This window comes from Streptococcus gwangjuense, from assembly GCF_003627155.1.
Classification (GTDB): Bacteria; Bacillota; Bacilli; order Lactobacillales; family Streptococcaceae; genus Streptococcus; species Streptococcus gwangjuensis.
In genome coordinates, this window is the sequence record NZ_CP032621.1 from 1,795,712 (window position 1) to 1,813,247 (window position 17,536).

Consider the following 17,536-nt stretch of genomic DNA (forward strand, 5'->3'; position numbering starts at 1 on the left):
TTACCAAGTTTTATCCACAGGTTGGGGATAAAGGCAGGAACTATTGATTTATTAAGCTTTTTATTAAAAAAAAGAGTGGATAACCCTGTGAGATAAAAAAATAAAAGAACAGCCTTATTTCAGGCTGTTGATAATTCTACTGTATTCTTCTGGATTTGAGAAAGCAATAATGATTTTTCCGCTATCTTTTTTAGACAGTTTGATTTCTACATCTAATCCGAGTAGTTTTTTTAACTGTTCTTCTTCATTTTGTATGAAATGATTCGTTTTTTGAAGTTTCTTTTGTTTTTTCTCTGTCAGAAGAGCTTCTAACTTCCTTACAGAAATGTCTTCCTCTATAATTCGTTGAAAGAAATAGTCTTGTTGTTCCTTATTCAACCCAACTAGAGAACGCGCATGAGCTTGTGATAGTTTGCCATTTTCTACTTCTGAGATAATCTGTTCTGGCAAGGACAGCAAGCGAATAGAGTTGCTGATATAAGGACGAGACTTGCCCATTTTATCTGCAATTTCAGCATGGGTAAATCCTTTCTCTACAAGAGATTCATAGGCGCGTGCTTCTTCTATTGGATTTAAATTTTCTCTTTGCAAATTTTCAATGATGGACTGGACCATCATCTCTTGATCTGAAAGCTGTTTAACAACAGCTGGGATAGACCTTAGACCAGCTAAAAGTGAAGCCCGATAGCGTCTCTCTCCTGCAAGGATTTCATAACCAATAACAGGAGATTGACGAACAATAATCGGTTGAATGACCCCATTTTCTTTGATAGACTGTGCTAGTTCATGTAGTTTTTCTCCATCAAATTCTTTTCGAGGTTGATAGGGATTTTTTTGTATATCTGTGATAGAAATCATTTCAAATTTTTCCATGATTCTACACTAACACATCTTTTCTCTTATGTAAAGCTTTCTTTACATAGATGTCAATTAAGATTCTAAATCACCTGAACTCTTGTCAAGTTTAATAGATGTAGTTTCTTCTTTACCGTTACGATAGTAAGTTATCTTAATGGTGTCTCCGATAGAATGATTGTAAAGAGCACTTTGTAAATCTGTTGATGAAGCAATGTCTTTGTCATCTACTTTTGTAATAACATCGTATTTTTCAAGGTGACCATTGGCAGGCATATTACTTTGTACAGAACGAACAACTACACCAGATGTTACATTGCTTGGAATATTCAGTCTTCTAATATCACTTGTATTAATATTTGAGAGATTGACCATTTGGATGCCCAAAGCTGGACGAGTCACTTTTCCGTTCTTTTCCAACTGTTCAATAATATTGATAGCATCATTTGCAGGTATTGCAAAACCAAGACCTTCTACAGATGTTCCTCCATTTGTAGCAATTTTACTTGAGGTAATTCCGATAACTTGTCCTTGAATATTGATTAGTGGGCCACCAGAGTTACCTGGGTTAATAGCAGTATCAGTTTGGATTGCTTTTGTAGAAATGGCTTGTCCATCTTCAGATTTTAAAGATACATTTCGATTAAGACTAGATACGATACCTTGAGTGACAGTATTTGCATATTCAGAACCTAACGGGCTACCAATGGCAATAGCAGTTTCTCCTACGGTTAACTTGCTAGAATCACCAAACTCAGCTACTGTTGTAACTTTTTCTGAAGAGATTTTGACGACAGCAATATCAGAGAAAGTATCCGCTCCGACAATTTCTCCAGGTACTTTAGTTCCATCTGACAAACGAATATCTACTTTGCTGGCGCCATTTATAACGTGATTATTGGTGACAATATAAGCTTCTTTATCATTCTTTTTATAAATAACCCCAGATCCTTCACTAGAGATTTGCTGAGAATCAGTGTCAGTATCATCATTACCAAATACGCTATTTTGTCTGTTTGCTGAATAAGTAATAACAGATACAACGGCATCTTTTACTTTGTTAACAGCCTGTGTTGTTGAATTTTCATTCTTATAGGCAGTCTGTGTAATAGTACTATTGTTGTTAGAGGTACTTATAGTACTTTTTTGAGTTAGTTGGTTTATTGAAAAGCTACCCAAGGCTCCACTAATAAAGCTAATGACGATAACGACTAATAATTGAAACCATTTTTTGTAAAATGTTTTTAGATGTTTCATATTTGCCTCCATTTGTTTGAAATTACTGAAAGTATAAACTGACTAGCTTAATTATAACTTAAAAACAAAAGTTTTTCACAGATTGTGGATAACTTTCAGAAATCTGTGGTTTTCTCGGCTAAAATTAACCTTTTATTTTGTGAATAAGATGTGAAAAAATAGAGAATATGTTAGAATAGAGTCATGAAAATTAAAGTTGTAACAGTTGGGAAACTGAAAGAAAAGTATTTAAAAGATGGTATCGCAGAGTATTCAAAACGAATTTCTCGATTTGCTAAGCTTGAAATGATAGAGCTAGCAGATGAAAAAACACCAGATAAGGCCAGTGAATCAGAAAATCAAAAGATTTTAGAAATAGAAGGTCAGAGAATTTTATCAAAAGTTGGTGACCGTGATTTTGTTATTGTGTTAGCCATTGAAGGGAAAACTTTCTCCTCAGAAGAATTTAGTAAACATTTAGAAGAAGCTTCTATAAAAGGATTTTCTACTCTTACTTTTATTATTGGAGGGAGTCTGGGATTAGCACGGGATGTAAAAAAGAGAGCCAATCTCTCTGTTAGTTTTGGTCGTTTAACCTTGCCCCATCAGTTAATGAGACTAGTCCTTGTTGAACAAATCTATCGAGCTTTTACAATACAGCAGGGCTCGCCCTATCATAAATAGAAAATTGACTTTCAATTGAATTTTTGGTAGAATAGCTGTATTGGGTCTCATAGCTCAGCTGGATAGAGCATTCGCCTTCTAAGCGAACGGTCGCAGGTTCGAATCCTGCTGGGATCAATATAGTAGCAAAGCTGGGAATTTTCCCGGCTTTTTTCTTAAAAAAGTACACTTGGGGAGAAAAAAATGACAGTTGAGAGAATTTTATCTAAAACGAAATTCCATTTTGTATAATAGTTTTTGTAAGTTAGCTTACAAGAAAAAAAACATTTTAGGAGATTTTATTATGAAAAACACAGTTAAATTGGAACAGTTTGTAGCTTTGAAGGAAAAAGACTTGCAAAAGATTCAAGGTGGGGATGTTCGAAAAACTTTTGGTTCTTTCGTATTTCTATTTAAAAAAAGATAAGGAGTAAAAAGAAAATATGGGTACAATAGTTGAAATAATACTAGGAATAATAGATATGTTATTAACTTGCATTTTAATTAGTATGATTTATGGTAAAATATGCAAAACATCTAATAAAGATAAAAATATTTTAGGTTTTATACTCTTATTTTTTCAAATAATTTATTTTTATTTCTTATTTATGTTCAATAACATTGATTTATTATTAATTATACATTATGTATTAATTAATGTTTACCCAATTATTTTTTATATTTTTTTAAAATTTTTCAAAAAATATAATTATTCCAAAAGTATCTTTTTAAGTATATTATTTTCATTACTGTATCAAAGTACTCATACTTTTTTATCTGTCATTTCATCATCTATTACAGGAGATTTACTTGTACAACAATATGAACAAGCATTCTTTTTCATAATAAATTTAATCTCATATTTTATAATAGATAAAATCATTACATATTTTAATTTGGAACTAAACTATTTTGACAAAGATTATCTCTATCCTTTCTTGAAAAAAGTCTTTTTTGCTTTACTACTTCTACATATTGTATCTTTCATTTCAGATATGGTAAGTACGATTAAACATTTGAATAGTTTTGGAAGTATTTTATCATCTATTGTTTTTATCTCGTTACTTTTGACCTTCTTTGCAATGAATTCGCATAAAGAACAAATGGAGAAAGAGATTGCTTTGAAGCAGAAGAAATTCGAACAGAAACATTTACAGAATTATACAGATGAAATTGTTGGCTTGTATAATGAAATCCGTGGTTTTAGACATGACTATGCTGGGATGCTTGTCAGCATGCAGATGGCAATTGACAGTGGTGATTTACAGGAAATTGACAGAGTTTACAATGAAGTTTTGGTTAAAGCTAATCACAAACTGCGTTCAGATAAGTATACTTACTTTGATTTGAACAACATAGAAGATTCAGCTTTACGAAGTTTGGTTGCTCAGTCAATTGTTTATGCTCGAAATAATGGTGTAGAGTTTACACTGGAAGTAAAAGATACGATTACTAAGCTCCCAATTGAACTATTGGATTTGGTTCGTATCATGAGCGTTTTATTGAACAATGCTGTCGAAGGATCGGCTGATAGTTATAAAAAGCAGATGGAAGTAGCAGTTATTAAGATGGAAACTGAAACAGTTATTGTGATTCAGAATTCATGTAAAATGACGATGACTCCTTCAGGAGATCTATTTGCTTTAGGATTCTCCACTAAGGGAAGAAATCGCGGAGTAGGATTAAATAATGTGAAAGAACTATTAGATAAGTACAATAATATTATTTTAGAAACAGAGATGGAAGGCAGTACATTTAGACAAATCATTAGATTTAAGAGGGAATTTGAATGAAAGTTTTAATTTTAGAAGATGTTATTGAACATCAAGTGAGACTAGAGAGAATATTGGATGAAATTTCGAAAGAATCGAATATTCCAATATCATACAAGACAACGGGAAAAGTTCGTGAGTTTAAGGAATATATCGAAAATGATGAAGTAAACCAGCTTTATTTTCTAGATATTGATATTCATGGAATTGAGAAAAAAGGGTTTGAAGTTGCTCAGTTTATTCGTCATCACAATCCTTATGCTATTATCGTCTTTATCACCAGTCGATCAGAGTTTGCGACTCTAACCTATAAATACCAGGTATCAGCCTTAGACTTTGTTGATAAGGATATTAATGATGAGTTATTTAAGAAGAGAATTGAGCAAAATATCTTCTACACGAAGAGTATGTTACTTGAAAATGAAGATGTTGTAGATTATTTTGACTACAATTACAAGGGAAATGATTTAAAAATTCCTTATCATGACATTCTGTATATTGAAACGACAGGTGTCTCTCATAAATTGCGTATTATTGGTAAGAATTTTGCAAAAGAATTTTATGGTACAATGACGGATATTCAGGAAAAGGACAAACATACTCAGCGATTTTATTCTCCTCATAAGTCATTTTTGGTAAATATAGGCAATATTAGAGAAATTGACCGAAAGAATCTAGAAGTTGTTTTCTATGAAGATCATCGCTGTCCTATTTCAAGGTTAAAAATTAGAAAGTTAAAAGATATTTTAGAGAAAAAATCTCAAAAGTGATTGACAATTAGTAAGAAATTGATATAATGGTTATATCTGCTACAGATAGAAGGTCCGTTGGTCAAGGGGTTAAGACACCGCCTTTTCACGGCGGTAACACGGGTTCGAATCCCGTACGGACTATTTTATCCGCCATAGCTCAGTTGGTAGTAGCGCATGACTGTTAATCATGATGTCGTAGGTTCGAGTCCTACTGGCGGAGTATAGATAAAAGGGAACACAACCGTGTTCCTCTTTTTGTATCAATTTGTATCACCAAGCATCTTCATAAGGAAGTCTGTTATTTCTTGAGGACTTTCTTTTTTTCCATGTGCAATCCAAGTTTGGCAGACACCAAAAAGTGCGTGAGTTAGATAGATGCTACTGTATTCTAATTCAGTGGTATTGAGATTCAGTTGCATAAAGCGTTTTTGTAAATCTGTACTGAGCATGATATGAAGTTTATTTCTTAAGAAATTTTGGATTTCTTTGGTCCCATTTTCAGAAAGAAGAGCAGCTAGAAGTGGTTCTGACTCTAGATATTCAAAGACTTCTAAAATAGCATCTTTTTTGTGATGAGCATGTTTTTGAAAAATATATTCAAATGTATGGAATAGCTTGCTTTGATAGTGCTCAATCATATCATACTTATCCTTATAGTGAGTATAGAAGCTGGAACGACTAATTCCGGCTTTTTTTGCTAACTTGACAGTAGAAATTTGATCAAATGGCTGTTCTATCAGTAGTTGTACCATAGCATTTTCAATAGTTCGCTTTGTTTTTAAGCGTTTGTTACTTTCTTTCATATTTCCTCCTTGTAAACAAATTAGACTATGTGTCTAAAAATTGGTTTTTTATCTTGTAATTTAGATTTTTTAATGTATAATCTATTATATCAAAATTTTAGACAATGTGTTTAAAAAAGGAGAAACTATGTTTAAAGAATGGAAAGCAATTTTTAAAAAACCAAACTTTATTATTGTCATGATAGGGATTTCTCTTATTCCCGCTCTGTACAATGTCATATTTTTGTCATCAATGTGGGATCCATATGGTCAATTGTCTGACTTACCTGTGGCAGTTGTCAATAATGATAAAGAAGCTTCCTATAATGGTAATACCATGTCTATAGGAAAAGACATGGTGTCTAATTTAGAGCAAAATAAATCATTGGATTTTCATTTTGTAGATGAAGATGAAGGAAAGAAGGGATTGGAAGATGGCGATTACTATATGGTAGTGACTTTACCAAGTGATTTATCTGAAAAAGCAGCTTCTATTTTAACGGATCACCCAGAGCAAATGCAAATCGATTATCAGACTTCAAGTGGTCATAGTTTTATTGCCAGCAAGATGAGTGATTCTGCAATGACACAATTAAAGCAGAGTGTTTCTACCAATGTAACCGAGACCTATACTAAAGCTTTATTCAACAAAATGGTCGATTTAAAGGATGGGATGAGTCAAGCAACTTCTGGTGGTGAAAAATTAACTGATGGAGCGAATCAGTTAGTGGCAGGAAGTCAAACATTAACTACTAACCTACACTCTTTAGCAGATTCAAGTTTAACATTTTCAAATGGAACGGAGCAGTTTACTAAAGGATTATCCTCTTATGTCTTTGGTGTTGAACAACTTCATCTTGGCTTAGGGAATTTTAATAGTGGTTTAGTTACATATACTGGTGCAGTGAGTCAATTAGATAGCGGATTAGGTCAATTATCTTCTAAAAGTCCTGAATTAGTGAGGGGAATTAATCAATTATATACTGGTGTAGAGTCCTATACTGGCGGTGTTTCTCAGCTCAATGCTGGTCTTAATCAATTTTCATCAGGTGTTAGTGCTTATACAAACGGAGTGGGAAGTCTTGCAACAGGTGCTAATCAGTTATCTAATCAATCAGCTACACTTCGAATGGGTGTGGAGCAATTAAGTGAAGGGATTCAACAACTTTCTAGCAAGTTAGAGGCTTCGTCTGAGCAAAAAGATCAAATTAATCAATTATCTTCTGGTTTGAATCAGTTAAATCAAGCTATTCAAAATATTGATGTTGGAGATACAAAACAATTAGATTCTGTTTTATCAAGTATAGTATCTCTTTCTAATCAAATGTTAGCAAGTGCTCAGTCTGATAAAGCGACTACATTAGCTAATATTCAATCGACAGCAGCTTATCAATCATTGACAAGTGAGCAACAAGCTGAGATAAGCGCTTCTGTATCTCAAAATTCGACTGATAGTATTCAATCGGCTCAGTCAATAATAGCTTTAGTACAAGGTTTACAGGGAAGTTTGGAAAACTTACAAAATCAATCTTCAAATCTTTCGACATTAAAAAATCAAGCTAATCAAGTATTACCGCTTGCTTCTACTTCTTTGACAGGATTGTCAAGTGGATTAACAGAAATACAGGGAGCAGTGACAAGTAAATTAGTTCCAGCTAGTCAGTCGATTACGTCGGGGGTAAATGCATATACTGCAGGTGTTGATAAAGTTTCTCAAGGCGCAAGTCAACTAAGTGAAAAGAATTCCACCTTGACAGGTAGTTTGGATCAACTAGTTTCAGGAACAACTACCTTGACACAAAAATCATCTAACTTGACAGCAGGAATTGGTCAATTAGTTGAAAAAACTCCAGAATTAGTGTCTGGTATTGAAAAATTATCAACTGGCTCTAGTCAATTGAATCAAAAGAGTCAAGAATTGATAGCAGGAGTTGATAAATTGCAGTCAGGATCTAGCCAACTAGCTGACAAATCCAGTCAGTTAATTTCAGGTGCTTCTCAATTAGAGAATGGAGCTAATAAATTGGCAGATGGAGCTGGGAAACTAGCAGAAGGTGGAACAAAGTTAACTTCTGGATTGGGAGGTTTACAGACAGGAGTTGCTTCTTTAGGACAAGGACTAAGTAATGCTAGTGATCAACTCAAATCGGCATCTACGGAGTCTCAAAATGCAGAGATTTTGTCAAATCCACTCAGTCTTTCAAAAACAGACAATGATCAAGTTCCTGTAAATGGAATCGCAATGGCTCCTTATATGATATCAGTTGCTCTTTTTGTTGCAGCAATATCAACGAATATGATCTTTGCGAAGTTGCCTTCAGGACGTCATCCAGAGAGTCGTTGGGCTTGGTTGAAATCTCGAGCAGAAATAAATGGTATTATAGCTGTTTTAGCAGGGATTTTAGTATATGGAGGAGTTCATCTTATTGGTCTAACGGCTAATCATGAGATGAGAACATTTATTCTCATTATCCTAACAAGTTTAGTATTCATGTCCATGGTGACTGCTTTAACAACATGGAATAGCCGTATAGGAGCTTTCATTTCTCTTATTTTGCTTTTATTACAGTTAGCATCAAGTGCAGGTACTTACCCACTTGCTTTGACAAATGATTTCTTTAGAGCTATTAATCCCTGGTTACCAATGAGTTATTCAGTTTCTGGATTACGACAAACAATCTCTATGACAGGGAATATTCATCATCAAGTCATTTTCCTTGTTGTGATATTAGCCCTATTTACTGGTTTAGGTATGCTAACCTATCAACCTAAGAAAATGGAAGAATATTAAAAAAATCGACCAACTGGTCGATTTTTTTATGCCTTAGATGACTTTCGTCTGTGATTATAGATTCCAAATAGTAAGAGAGAAATAAAGGAACATATTGCTCCAGTAATAAAACCATTGGGAATGAAGGAAAGTGTAATAGTTCCTTTCCCCTTGGGAACATCAACTTTCATAAATCCAGTTTGAGCTTGTTTAATTTCTATTTTCTTACCATCTTGGTAGGCAGACCAACCTTTGTCATAAGGAATGGTGAAAAAAATAGATGTATCTTGTTGGACATCATATGTAGCAAAAACCTTGTTTTTAGAAGTTGATACTGTTACGGGCTGTTCTTTAATTTTTTGAATTGCCTCAGTTAAAGTTTGGGTATCTAAACGATAGAAGGTAGGAGATTCAAATGATACTTGTGAATTTCCAGGGAAACTAACATTGATATTGAAAGTTTTTTTCTCTTTTGTATAGCCTAGATTAAAGAAGGAGAAGACATTATCAGTTGTAAAAGTTTTCTTTTCTCCATTTACAAGGATGTCAACCTTCTTTTGTTTGTCATTAGAAAAGTGAAGGTTTGTGAAAGAAAGATAAACTTGGCTGTTTTCTGGAACTTGAATTTGATACTGGATTGATGCATCCTCATTTGAAGAACTGATAACACTAATCAAATCATTAGTATTTTCAGTTTTTTCATAAGGGATTGGAGAAAAATAATCAAAATCGACATTAGCAAGTTGATTTAAAAACGAGGCTTGATTATCTAAAGTATGTTCATTGAACTTGACATCATTGTAAATAGATTGACTAGCAAATGCAATCGGAAGAGAGTATTGATTTTCATACAGGGTAAGATTATCTTTTTGATAGATATCTTTAAAACCATATTTATCAATAGGACTGTCTGAGATATTGTACTGGATACCAAATAAACTATCAACCAAAATACTATTATTGGCATAGCGGAGATTGAGATTAGTCCCAGAGGATTTAAACCCAAGTTTATCCAAAGTAGAGCTTGCTGAACGATTTCGAACAGATGAAAATTGAGAGATTCCATTGTAGTTGAATTTCATACTGTCATTTCCTGTCTGAGTCTCTAGTTTTTCAGTACGAGTAAATTGATTTCCAATATATGTTGAGAAAGATTCCATAGCTGGGATATCTCGATTATATGAACTTCGAGAAGCAAAACCCCATTCTTTAGCAATTCCGTCTATTTGAGATGAAGCATTTAAACTTATTTCAACCATTATAAATAAAGAAATTAGAATGGCAAATAGATTTACAGAGATAAACTTTTTGATAACTGCAAGGAGTAAAAGAGAATAGACAATTAAAAATTCAAGAGTCAGTAGAATATTCAAATCTGTTAAAAAAGAATAATGCGATTTTAGATAGATGGTAGCTAAAAATCCTGTTACTAGAAGAAAAAGTGAAACTAAAAAATTCCAGATTTTAATTTCTTTCAGACGATTTAAGACTTCTGCTGCTGTGTAAATTAACAAGGTAGAGAAAATCCAAGCATAGCGATGTAAAAACATGTTTGGAGTATGCATGCCTTGCCAAAATAAATTAAGAGCTTCTATATAAAAGCTAGCAATTAGAAATGCAAAGAAGATTGCATAGATAAGTTTCACGTGAAACTTAATGGATTTCAGCGTAAAAAATAAAATGGTCAAAATAAAGGGAAGTAGTCCAACAAAAATCATTGGGATGGCCCCATACTTTGTTGTGTCAAAGGAACCAATGAATTGCTTAGCAAAGAGATCAAGATACCAGCTACTTTCAGTTTGAAACTTTGTAACTTCAGTTAATTTTTCTCCATGTGTCTGTAAATCAAATAGAGTAGGAAGAGTCAGAATCAAACTAGCCATACCAGCTAAAACGGAGGTGATTATGAAATCAAGAAAAGATGATTTTCGAGTTTTAAAGTCCCAAGAAATTTGACAGAGATACCAGAAAATAAGAAACAATACTGTCATATAGCCAAAATAATAGTTTTGTATAAATAAGATTGACAGACTTGTAAAGTACAATAGGAATTTCTTTTCAGTGACAAGTAACTGTAAACCAGTTATAATTAAAGGAATCAAGATAAAAACATCTAGCCAGGTTTTTATCTCTAATTGACTAGCTGTGAAACTCATCAGAGCATAGGAAGTAGATAAAGCTAGTTTTAAAGGCTTAGGAATCGATTGAAATAATTTGTTTAAACTAAAGTAAGTTGACAGTCCAATCAATCCAAATTTTAAGAGAGTTGTCAGATAGACAGCATCTGGCATATTCGACAGATTAAAAAAGTAAACTAGAGGTGAAAGGAAACTCCCCAAGTAATAACTAGATAGGGCATAGAAATTCAATCCGAGGCCACTTGTAAAGGTGTAGAACAAACTACCATTTCCGTGTAGGATATTTCTTAGAGCTACATCAAAAATAACGTATTGATGAAAGCCATCTCCCAATAGTGGAGATGTATCACTATTCCAGTAGATACCTTGAGATAGATATACTCCTATCATAATGATTATGGGAATGATGAAAGAAATAAAATAGGTCCAATATGTTTTAAAAAATAATTTCATGTTACCTCATAAAATGTTAGAAAACTCAGCTGGTTAACCCAACTGAGTTTTGAAGTTTTATTTAGTATTTCCAAAGTTCTTTAACTTTTGCTTGTACTTCTGCATTTTCTAGGAATTCATCATAGGTTTCATCGATACGGTCAATGACGCCATTTTTAGACAAGACAATGATATGGTTAGCTAGAGTTTGAATAAACTCGTGGTCATGGCTGGCAAAGATGATTGATTCTTTAAAGTTTTTCAATCCATCATTCAAGCTTGAGATAGATTCCAAGTCCAAGTGATTGGTTGGATCATCAAGTACAAGGACATTTGATTTTAAGAGCATGAGTTTTGAAAGCATGACACGGACTTTTTCTCCCCCTGACAAGACGTTTACAGGTTTGTTAACCTCATCTCCAGAGAAGAGCATACGGCCGAGGAAGCCACGTAGGAAAGTATTGTCATCTTCTTCTTTACTTGCGAATTGACGCAACCAGTCAAGGATTGACTCTCCTCCTGCAAAATCTGCCGAGTTATCTTTTGGCAAGTAAGAACAGCTAGTAGTAACTCCCCACTTGACAGTTCCTTCATAGTCAATGTCTCCCATGATTGCACGAATTAATGCAGTCGTTTGGATGTCATTTTGCCCAATAAGCGCTGTCTTATCACCTGGACGTAAGATAAAGCTGATATTATCTAAAATAGTCTCACCATCAATCTTTACAGTTAGATTTTCTACTGTCAAGAGATCATTACCAATCTCACGTTCCGCTTTAAAGTTGATAAATGGATATTTACGACTAGATGGTACAATTTCTTCAAGTTCAATCTTATCAAGCATTTTCTTACGTGATGTTGCTTGTCTTGATTTAGAAGCATTAGCAGAGAAACGAGCAACGAATTCTTGCAATTGCTTAATTTTTTCTTCTGCTTTAGCATTACGGTCTGCTAGCAATTTAGCAGCAAGCTCAGAAGATTCCTTCCAGAAGTCGTAGTTTCCGACATAGAGTTTGATTTTTCCGAAGTCAAGGTCAGCCATGTGAGTACATACTTTGTTTAAGAAGTGACGGTCATGGGATACAACAATAACGGTGTTATCAAAATCAATCAAGAAGTCTTCTAGCCATGTAATTGATTGGATATCTAAACCATTGGTAGGCTCATCCAACAGAAGAACATCAGGTTTACCGAAAAGTGCTTTGGCTAGGAGAACTTTTACTTTTTCACCGTTGGCCAATTCGCTCATGTTTTGATAGTGCAATTCTTCTGGAATGTTTAGGTTTTGAAGTAGTTGAGAGGCTTCACTTTCTGCTTCCCAGCCCCCAAGCTCAGCAAACTCTCCTTCGAGTTCGGCAGCACGCACTCCATCCTCATCTGAGAAATCTTCTTTCATGTAGATAGCATCTTTCTCCTTCATGATACTATAAAGTTTTTCATTTCCCATGATAACGACATCAATGGCACGTTCGTCTTCATAGTCAAAGTGATTTTGACGAAGAACAGAGAGACGTTCATCTGGACCAAGAGAGATGTGACCAGTAGTAGGTTCGATATCTCCAGCTAAAATTTTTAAAAAGGTTGATTTTCCGGCACCATTAGCACCGATTAATCCATAAGTATTTCCTTCTGTAAATTTGATATTGACATCATCAAAAAGTTTGCGATCACTAAAACGTAGTGAAACATCAGATACTGTAAGCAATGTTTTTCTCCTATATGTGTAATATATTTATTCTACTAGAAAATACGGAAATATTCAAATTTTTATCTGTCAATTTTGTGTAAATTACATTTACAGAATACTTTACACAAATCCGTAAATAGCAAGGCTGATTTATTTTGATAAATTACGGTTATTTCATTAAAAAAGTGCTATAATTGAAGGGACTATATCGAAGGAGAATAAAATGACTAAACCCATTATTTTAACAGGAGACCGTCCAACAGGAAAATTGCATATTGGACATTATGTTGGAAGTCTCAAAAATCGAGTATTATTACAGGAAGAGGATAAGTATGATATGTTTGTGTTCTTGGCTGACCAACAAGCCTTGACAGATCATGCCAAAGATCCTCAAACCATTGTAGAGTCTATTGGAAATGTGGCTTTGGATTACCTTGCAGTTGGATTGGATCCAAGTAAGTCAACTATTTTTATTCAAAGCCAGATTCCAGAGTTGGCTGAGTTGTCTATGTATTATATGAATCTGGTTTCATTAGCACGTCTGGAGCGTAATCCAACTGTCAAGACAGAAATTGCTCAGAAAGGATTTGGAGAAAGTATTCCGACAGGATTCTTGGTCTATCCAATAGCTCAAGCAGCTGACATCACAGCTTTCAAGGCTAATTATGTTCCTGTTGGGACAGATCAGAAACCAATGATTGAGCAAACTCGTGAAATTGTTCGTTCTTTTAATAATGCATATAACTGTGATGTCTTGGTAGAGCCGGAAGGTATTTATCCAGAAAATGAGAGAGCAGGGCGTTTGCCTGGTTTAGATGGAAATGCTAAAATGTCTAAATCACTCAATAATGGTATTTATTTAGCTGATGATGCGGATACTTTGCGTAAAAAAGTAATGAGTATGTATACAGATCCAGATCATATCCGCGTTGAGGATCCAGGTAAAATTGAAGGAAATATGGTTTTCCATTATCTAGATGTTTTTGGTCGTCCAGAAGATGCTCAAGAAATTGCTGACATGAAAGAACATTATCAACGAGGTGGTCTTGGTGATGTGAAGACCAAGCGTTATCTACTTGAAATATTAGAACGTGAACTTGGTCCTATTCGTGAGCGCCGTATCGAATTTGCTAAGGATATGGGAGAAGTTTATAATATGCTTCAAAAAGGTAGTGAAAGAGCGCGTGAAGTTGCGGGTCAAACACTATCTGAGGTTAAAGGAGCAATGGGACTTCATTACTTTAACTAGGTTTATTTTATAAGAAACTATCATTTCTATCTCGAAGAAAAGATAGTTTTTTATTTACCCCTGTAACATTTGACAAATTTTTATAGAATGGTATGATAGATACAATATAAAAAGAGTCAAGCTCAAAAAGAAAGAAAAGAGGAAACTTCGAATGTCTAATTGGGACACTAAATTTTTGAAAAAAGGTTTTACCTTTGATGATGTATTGCTTATTCCAGCTGAAAGTCATGTGTTGCCTAATGATGCAGATTTAACAACTAAATTGGCAGATAATTTGACTTTAAATATCCCAATTATTACCGCTGCCATGGACACAGTAACAGAGAGTCAAATGGCTATTGCTATTGCTCGTGCAGGTGGTCTCGGAGTTATCCATAAAAACATGTCAATTGCTCAACAAGCAGACGAGGTTCGCAAGGTAAAACGTTCTGAAAATGGAGTTATTATTGATCCGTTTTTCTTGACGCCTGAACATACAATTGCTGAAGCAGATGAGCTTATGGGTCGTTACCGTATCAGTGGTGTTCCAGTTGTTGAAACACTTGAAAATCGTAAATTAGTTGGTATTTTAACAAACCGAGATCTTCGTTTTATTTCAGATTATAACCAACCAATTTCAAACCATATGACTAGTGAAGACCTTGTTACTGCTCCTGTGGGTACAGATCTTGCAACAGCTGAGAGTATTCTTCAAGAACACCGTATTGAAAAACTTCCTTTGGTAGATGAAGAAGGTCGTCTTTCTGGTTTGATTACTATTAAAGATATTGAAAAAGTTATTGAGTTTCCAAATGCTGCTAAAGATGAGTTTGGTCGTCTTCTAGTTGCAGGTGCAGTAGGTGTTACTTCAGATACCTTTGAACGTGCAGAGGCTCTTTTTGAGGCAGGAGCAGATGCGATTGTTATTGATACTGCACATGGTCATTCTGCAGGTGTCTTGCGTAAAATTGCTGAGATTCGTGCTCACTTCCCAGATCGTACTTTGATTGCTGGAAATATTGCTACTGCTGAGGGAGCGCGCGCACTTTACGAAGCAGGTGTAGACGTTGTCAAGGTTGGTATTGGACCAGGTTCTATCTGTACTACTCGTGTAATTGCAGGTGTTGGTGTTCCACAAGTAACAGCTATCTATGATGCTGCAGCTGTTGCGCGTGAATATGGAAAAACAATCATTGCTGACGGTGGAATCAAGTATTCGGGAGATATTGTAAAAGCTCTTGCTGCTGGTGGAAATGCAGTTATGCTTGGATCAATGTTTGCTGGAACTGATGAAGCTCCAGGAGAAACTGAAATCTTCCAAGGACGTAAGTTCAAGACTTACCGTGGTATGGGATCAATTGCAGCAATGAAGAAAGGTTCAAGCGATCGTTACTTCCAAGGTTCTGTCAATGAAGCAAATAAACTTGTTCCAGAAGGAATTGAAGGTCGTGTTGCTTATAAAGGAGCGGCAGCTGATATCGTTTTCCAAATGATTGGCGGTATCCGATCTGGTATGGGTTACTGTGGTGCGGCTAACCTTAAAGAACTACACGATAATGCTCAATTTATTGAAATGTCTGGTGCTGGTTTGAAAGAAAGCCACCCTCATGATGTACAAATTACGAATGAGGCACCAAATTATTCTATGTAAAAAACAATGAAAAGAACTCCTGCGAAAACAGGAGTTCTTTTACAATGTTGTCAAGTTTTATTTACAATAACTTTACCATCTTGAATAGTGAAAATACTTAGATTTTCTGGTAGATTTTGAAGATGATCTATGCTTGTTGTTGTGATAAAGGTTTGGATTGAATGAGAAATCGTTTCTAATAATTTTAGTTGTCTAGTGTTGTCAAGTTCGCTCATAACATCGTCAAGCAGTAATATTGGAGATTCTGTAGTAATGCTTTCCATTAACTCGATTTCTGCTAATTTTATTGAGAGGACGAGACTACGATGTTGGCCTTGACTTCCGAAACTAGCATCCATTCCATTTATATAAAAAGAAATGTCATCTCGATGAGGACCGACACCAGTATTCTTTTTAAATAAATCTCTGGATCTACTTTTTTCTAAAGCGATTTTGAAAGATTCGGATAAGTTTTCTTTGTCAGTTATCTTGACAGAAGATTGATAGGCTATTGACAACTCTTCAATCTGATTAGAGAGTTCAAAATGTTTCTTACGGCCAAAATATTCTAGTTTTTTTATAAAATCTAAGCGGTGATTCATCACACGACATCCATAATCGACTAGCTGATCATCTAGTACTGAAAGGAAGGTTTCATCTATTGTTTGAGCTGATTTTAGATAGGTATTTCTTTGTTTAAGGATGTGGTTATAATTGGTTAAATCTGATAAATAGATTGGCTTAATTTGTCCAAGCTCCATATCAATAAATTTTCGTCGAATTGAAGGTGCTCCTTTAATTAGTTGTAAATCTTCAGGAGCAAATAAGACAACATTCATGTGTCCGACATAATCTGAAAGTCGTGCCTGTTTTAAATGATTAACTTTTGTCACACGCCCTTTTTGTGTTAGTTCGATTTCGAGAGGAATGGATCCAGTTTTTTTCTGAACAAGACCTGAAAGATGAAGCTGTTCCTCATCAAAATGAATGAGATTTTTATCTGTTCGAGTTCGATGACTGCGTGTTAAGGCTAAAAAATAGATAGCCTCTAACATATTTGTTTTTCCTTGTGCATTGCGTCCTAAAAAGACATTCAATTTAGGATTAAAGTCTATTTTCGTCTCTTTGTAATTACGAAAAGTCTTGAGAGATAGGTGTTGTAGCCACATGATTATCTACCAGGGAATCGCGGAGCTTGTCTGCTTTTGGGTGATGAAGCAGGTTTCGATTTGTCTTTTTTTAGTCCCTTATTCATCTCCTTGACAAGTTTAGCGATTCGTTCTTTTTCAACTTTATCATCTTGGTATTCATCCTGTTCTTCAGAAGTAGGTTGTGTCAACAAGATGTCAATATTCATGTCAGGGATGTCAACTTTATCACCAATACGAAGTTTTTTACCACGACGATTTTCTAATTCCCCATTAAAGTAAACAGAATGTTCAGAGAGAAATGATTTAATAGCTCCTCCGCTATGTGTAATTCCAAGTTCTTTGAGTAGTGCTTGGAGGGTAATAAATTCTTCAAATAATTTGTATTCCATAATTCACCTCAATCTTTGGTATTATACCATATTTTCCTAAAAATAGTGAGA

Annotated in this window: 14 protein-coding genes and 3 tRNA genes; 10 read left to right on the top strand and 7 right to left on the bottom strand. The window is 34.6% G+C overall.

Annotated elements, in window-relative coordinates; genetic code table 11:
* Nucleotides 1–114 precede the first annotated feature (114 nt).
* Together D7D53_RS09080 and htrA are read right to left on the bottom strand one after the other, a co-directional pair.
* Nucleotides 115–873 carry a ParB/RepB/Spo0J family partition protein gene (locus D7D53_RS09080; RefSeq protein ID WP_120770757.1) on the bottom strand — a complete coding sequence of 253 codons (759 nt, stop codon included), beginning with the start codon at nucleotides 871–873 and terminating at the stop codon, nucleotides 115–117.
* Nucleotides 874–930: 57 nt separating this feature from the next.
* Entirely contained in the window at nucleotides 931–2,112 is a 1,182-nt protein-coding gene (htrA, locus tag D7D53_RS09085) for a serine protease HtrA (protein WP_120770758.1), read from the bottom strand.
* Between the two features lie 183 nt (nucleotides 2,113–2,295).
* Between htrA and rlmH the strand changes: the two genes are divergently transcribed.
* The 7 genes from rlmH to D7D53_RS09120 all read left to right on the top strand — a co-directional run bounded on the left by rlmH (nucleotide 2,296) and on the right by D7D53_RS09120 (nucleotide 5,498).
* Nucleotides 2,296–2,775 carry a 23S rRNA (pseudouridine(1915)-N(3))-methyltransferase RlmH gene (gene rlmH / locus D7D53_RS09090; RefSeq protein ID WP_120770759.1) on the top strand — a complete coding sequence of 160 codons (480 nt, stop codon included), beginning with the start codon at nucleotides 2,296–2,298 and terminating at the stop codon, nucleotides 2,773–2,775.
* A 43-nt stretch (nucleotides 2,776–2,818) separates the two neighbouring features.
* Nucleotides 2,819–2,892: transfer RNA gene (locus D7D53_RS09095), tRNA-Arg, on the top strand.
* Nucleotides 2,893–3,058: 166 nt separating this feature from the next.
* Complete coding sequence (comC, locus tag D7D53_RS09100) at nucleotides 3,059–3,181, top strand: competence-stimulating peptide ComC (protein WP_120770760.1); 123 nt, start codon at nucleotides 3,059–3,061, stop codon at nucleotides 3,179–3,181.
* Between the two features lie 16 nt (nucleotides 3,182–3,197).
* On the top strand, nucleotides 3,198–4,547 hold the full coding sequence (gene comD, locus D7D53_RS09105) for a competence system sensor histidine kinase ComD (RefSeq protein WP_120770761.1): 1,350 nt from the start codon (nucleotides 3,198–3,200) through the stop codon (nucleotides 4,545–4,547).
* The gene (gene comE, locus D7D53_RS09110) at nucleotides 4,544–5,296 is read left to right on the top strand and encodes a competence system response regulator transcription factor ComE (protein WP_033682534.1); all 753 of its coding nucleotides are present in this window, start codon (nucleotides 4,544–4,546) and stop codon (nucleotides 5,294–5,296) included. The genes comD and comE overlap by 4 nt, the downstream gene beginning before the upstream one ends.
* 51 nt (nucleotides 5,297–5,347) lie before the next feature.
* A tRNA-Glu gene (locus D7D53_RS09115) sits at nucleotides 5,348–5,419 on the top strand.
* A gap of 5 nt (nucleotides 5,420–5,424) precedes the next feature.
* Nucleotides 5,425–5,498: transfer RNA gene (locus tag D7D53_RS09120), tRNA-Asn, on the top strand.
* 40 nt (nucleotides 5,499–5,538) lie between these two features.
* On the opposite strand, the gene D7D53_RS09125 is transcribed toward D7D53_RS09120, so the two are convergent.
* Nucleotides 5,539–6,081: a TetR/AcrR family transcriptional regulator gene (locus D7D53_RS09125; RefSeq protein WP_049552685.1), complete on the bottom strand. Its 543-nt coding sequence runs from the start codon at nucleotides 6,079–6,081 to the stop codon at nucleotides 5,539–5,541.
* A gap of 127 nt (nucleotides 6,082–6,208) precedes the next feature.
* Here D7D53_RS09125 and D7D53_RS09130 point away from each other — a divergent pair, with 127 nt between their 5' ends.
* Nucleotides 6,209–8,851, top strand: coding sequence for a YhgE/Pip domain-containing protein (locus D7D53_RS09130; RefSeq protein WP_120770762.1), 2,643 nt, complete (start codon nucleotides 6,209–6,211; stop codon nucleotides 8,849–8,851).
* A gap of 26 nt (nucleotides 8,852–8,877) precedes the next feature.
* Here D7D53_RS09130 and D7D53_RS09135 read toward each other — a convergent pair whose 3' ends face one another.
* On the bottom strand, nucleotides 8,878–11,421 hold the full coding sequence (locus D7D53_RS09135; RefSeq protein WP_120770763.1) for a YfhO family protein: 2,544 nt from the start codon (nucleotides 11,419–11,421) through the stop codon (nucleotides 8,878–8,880).
* A gap of 61 nt (nucleotides 11,422–11,482) precedes the next feature.
* Nucleotides 11,483–13,105, bottom strand: coding sequence for an ATP-binding cassette domain-containing protein (locus D7D53_RS09140; protein ID WP_120770764.1), 1,623 nt, complete (start codon nucleotides 13,103–13,105; stop codon nucleotides 11,483–11,485).
* A gap of 205 nt (nucleotides 13,106–13,310) precedes the next feature.
* Here D7D53_RS09140 and trpS point away from each other — a divergent pair, with 205 nt between their 5' ends.
* Nucleotides 13,311–14,336: a tryptophan--tRNA ligase gene (gene trpS, locus D7D53_RS09145; protein ID WP_000165457.1), complete on the top strand. Its 1,026-nt coding sequence runs from the start codon at nucleotides 13,311–13,313 to the stop codon at nucleotides 14,334–14,336.
* A gap of 151 nt (nucleotides 14,337–14,487) precedes the next feature.
* Entirely contained in the window at nucleotides 14,488–15,966 is a 1,479-nt protein-coding gene (gene guaB, locus D7D53_RS09150) for an IMP dehydrogenase (RefSeq protein WP_120770765.1), read from the top strand.
* A 50-nt stretch (nucleotides 15,967–16,016) separates the two neighbouring features.
* Here the strand turns inward: guaB and recF are convergent, their stop codons facing one another.
* Together recF and yaaA are read right to left on the bottom strand one after the other, a co-directional pair.
* The gene (gene recF, locus D7D53_RS09155; RefSeq protein WP_064276835.1) at nucleotides 16,017–17,114 is read right to left on the bottom strand and encodes a DNA replication/repair protein RecF; all 1,098 of its coding nucleotides are present in this window, start codon (nucleotides 17,112–17,114) and stop codon (nucleotides 16,017–16,019) included.
* A 2-nt stretch (nucleotides 17,115–17,116) separates the two neighbouring features.
* Nucleotides 17,117–17,485 carry a S4 domain-containing protein YaaA gene (gene yaaA, locus D7D53_RS09160; protein WP_061864821.1) on the bottom strand — a complete coding sequence of 123 codons (369 nt, stop codon included), beginning with the start codon at nucleotides 17,483–17,485 and terminating at the stop codon, nucleotides 17,117–17,119.
* Between the last annotated feature and the right edge of the window lie 51 nt (nucleotides 17,486–17,536).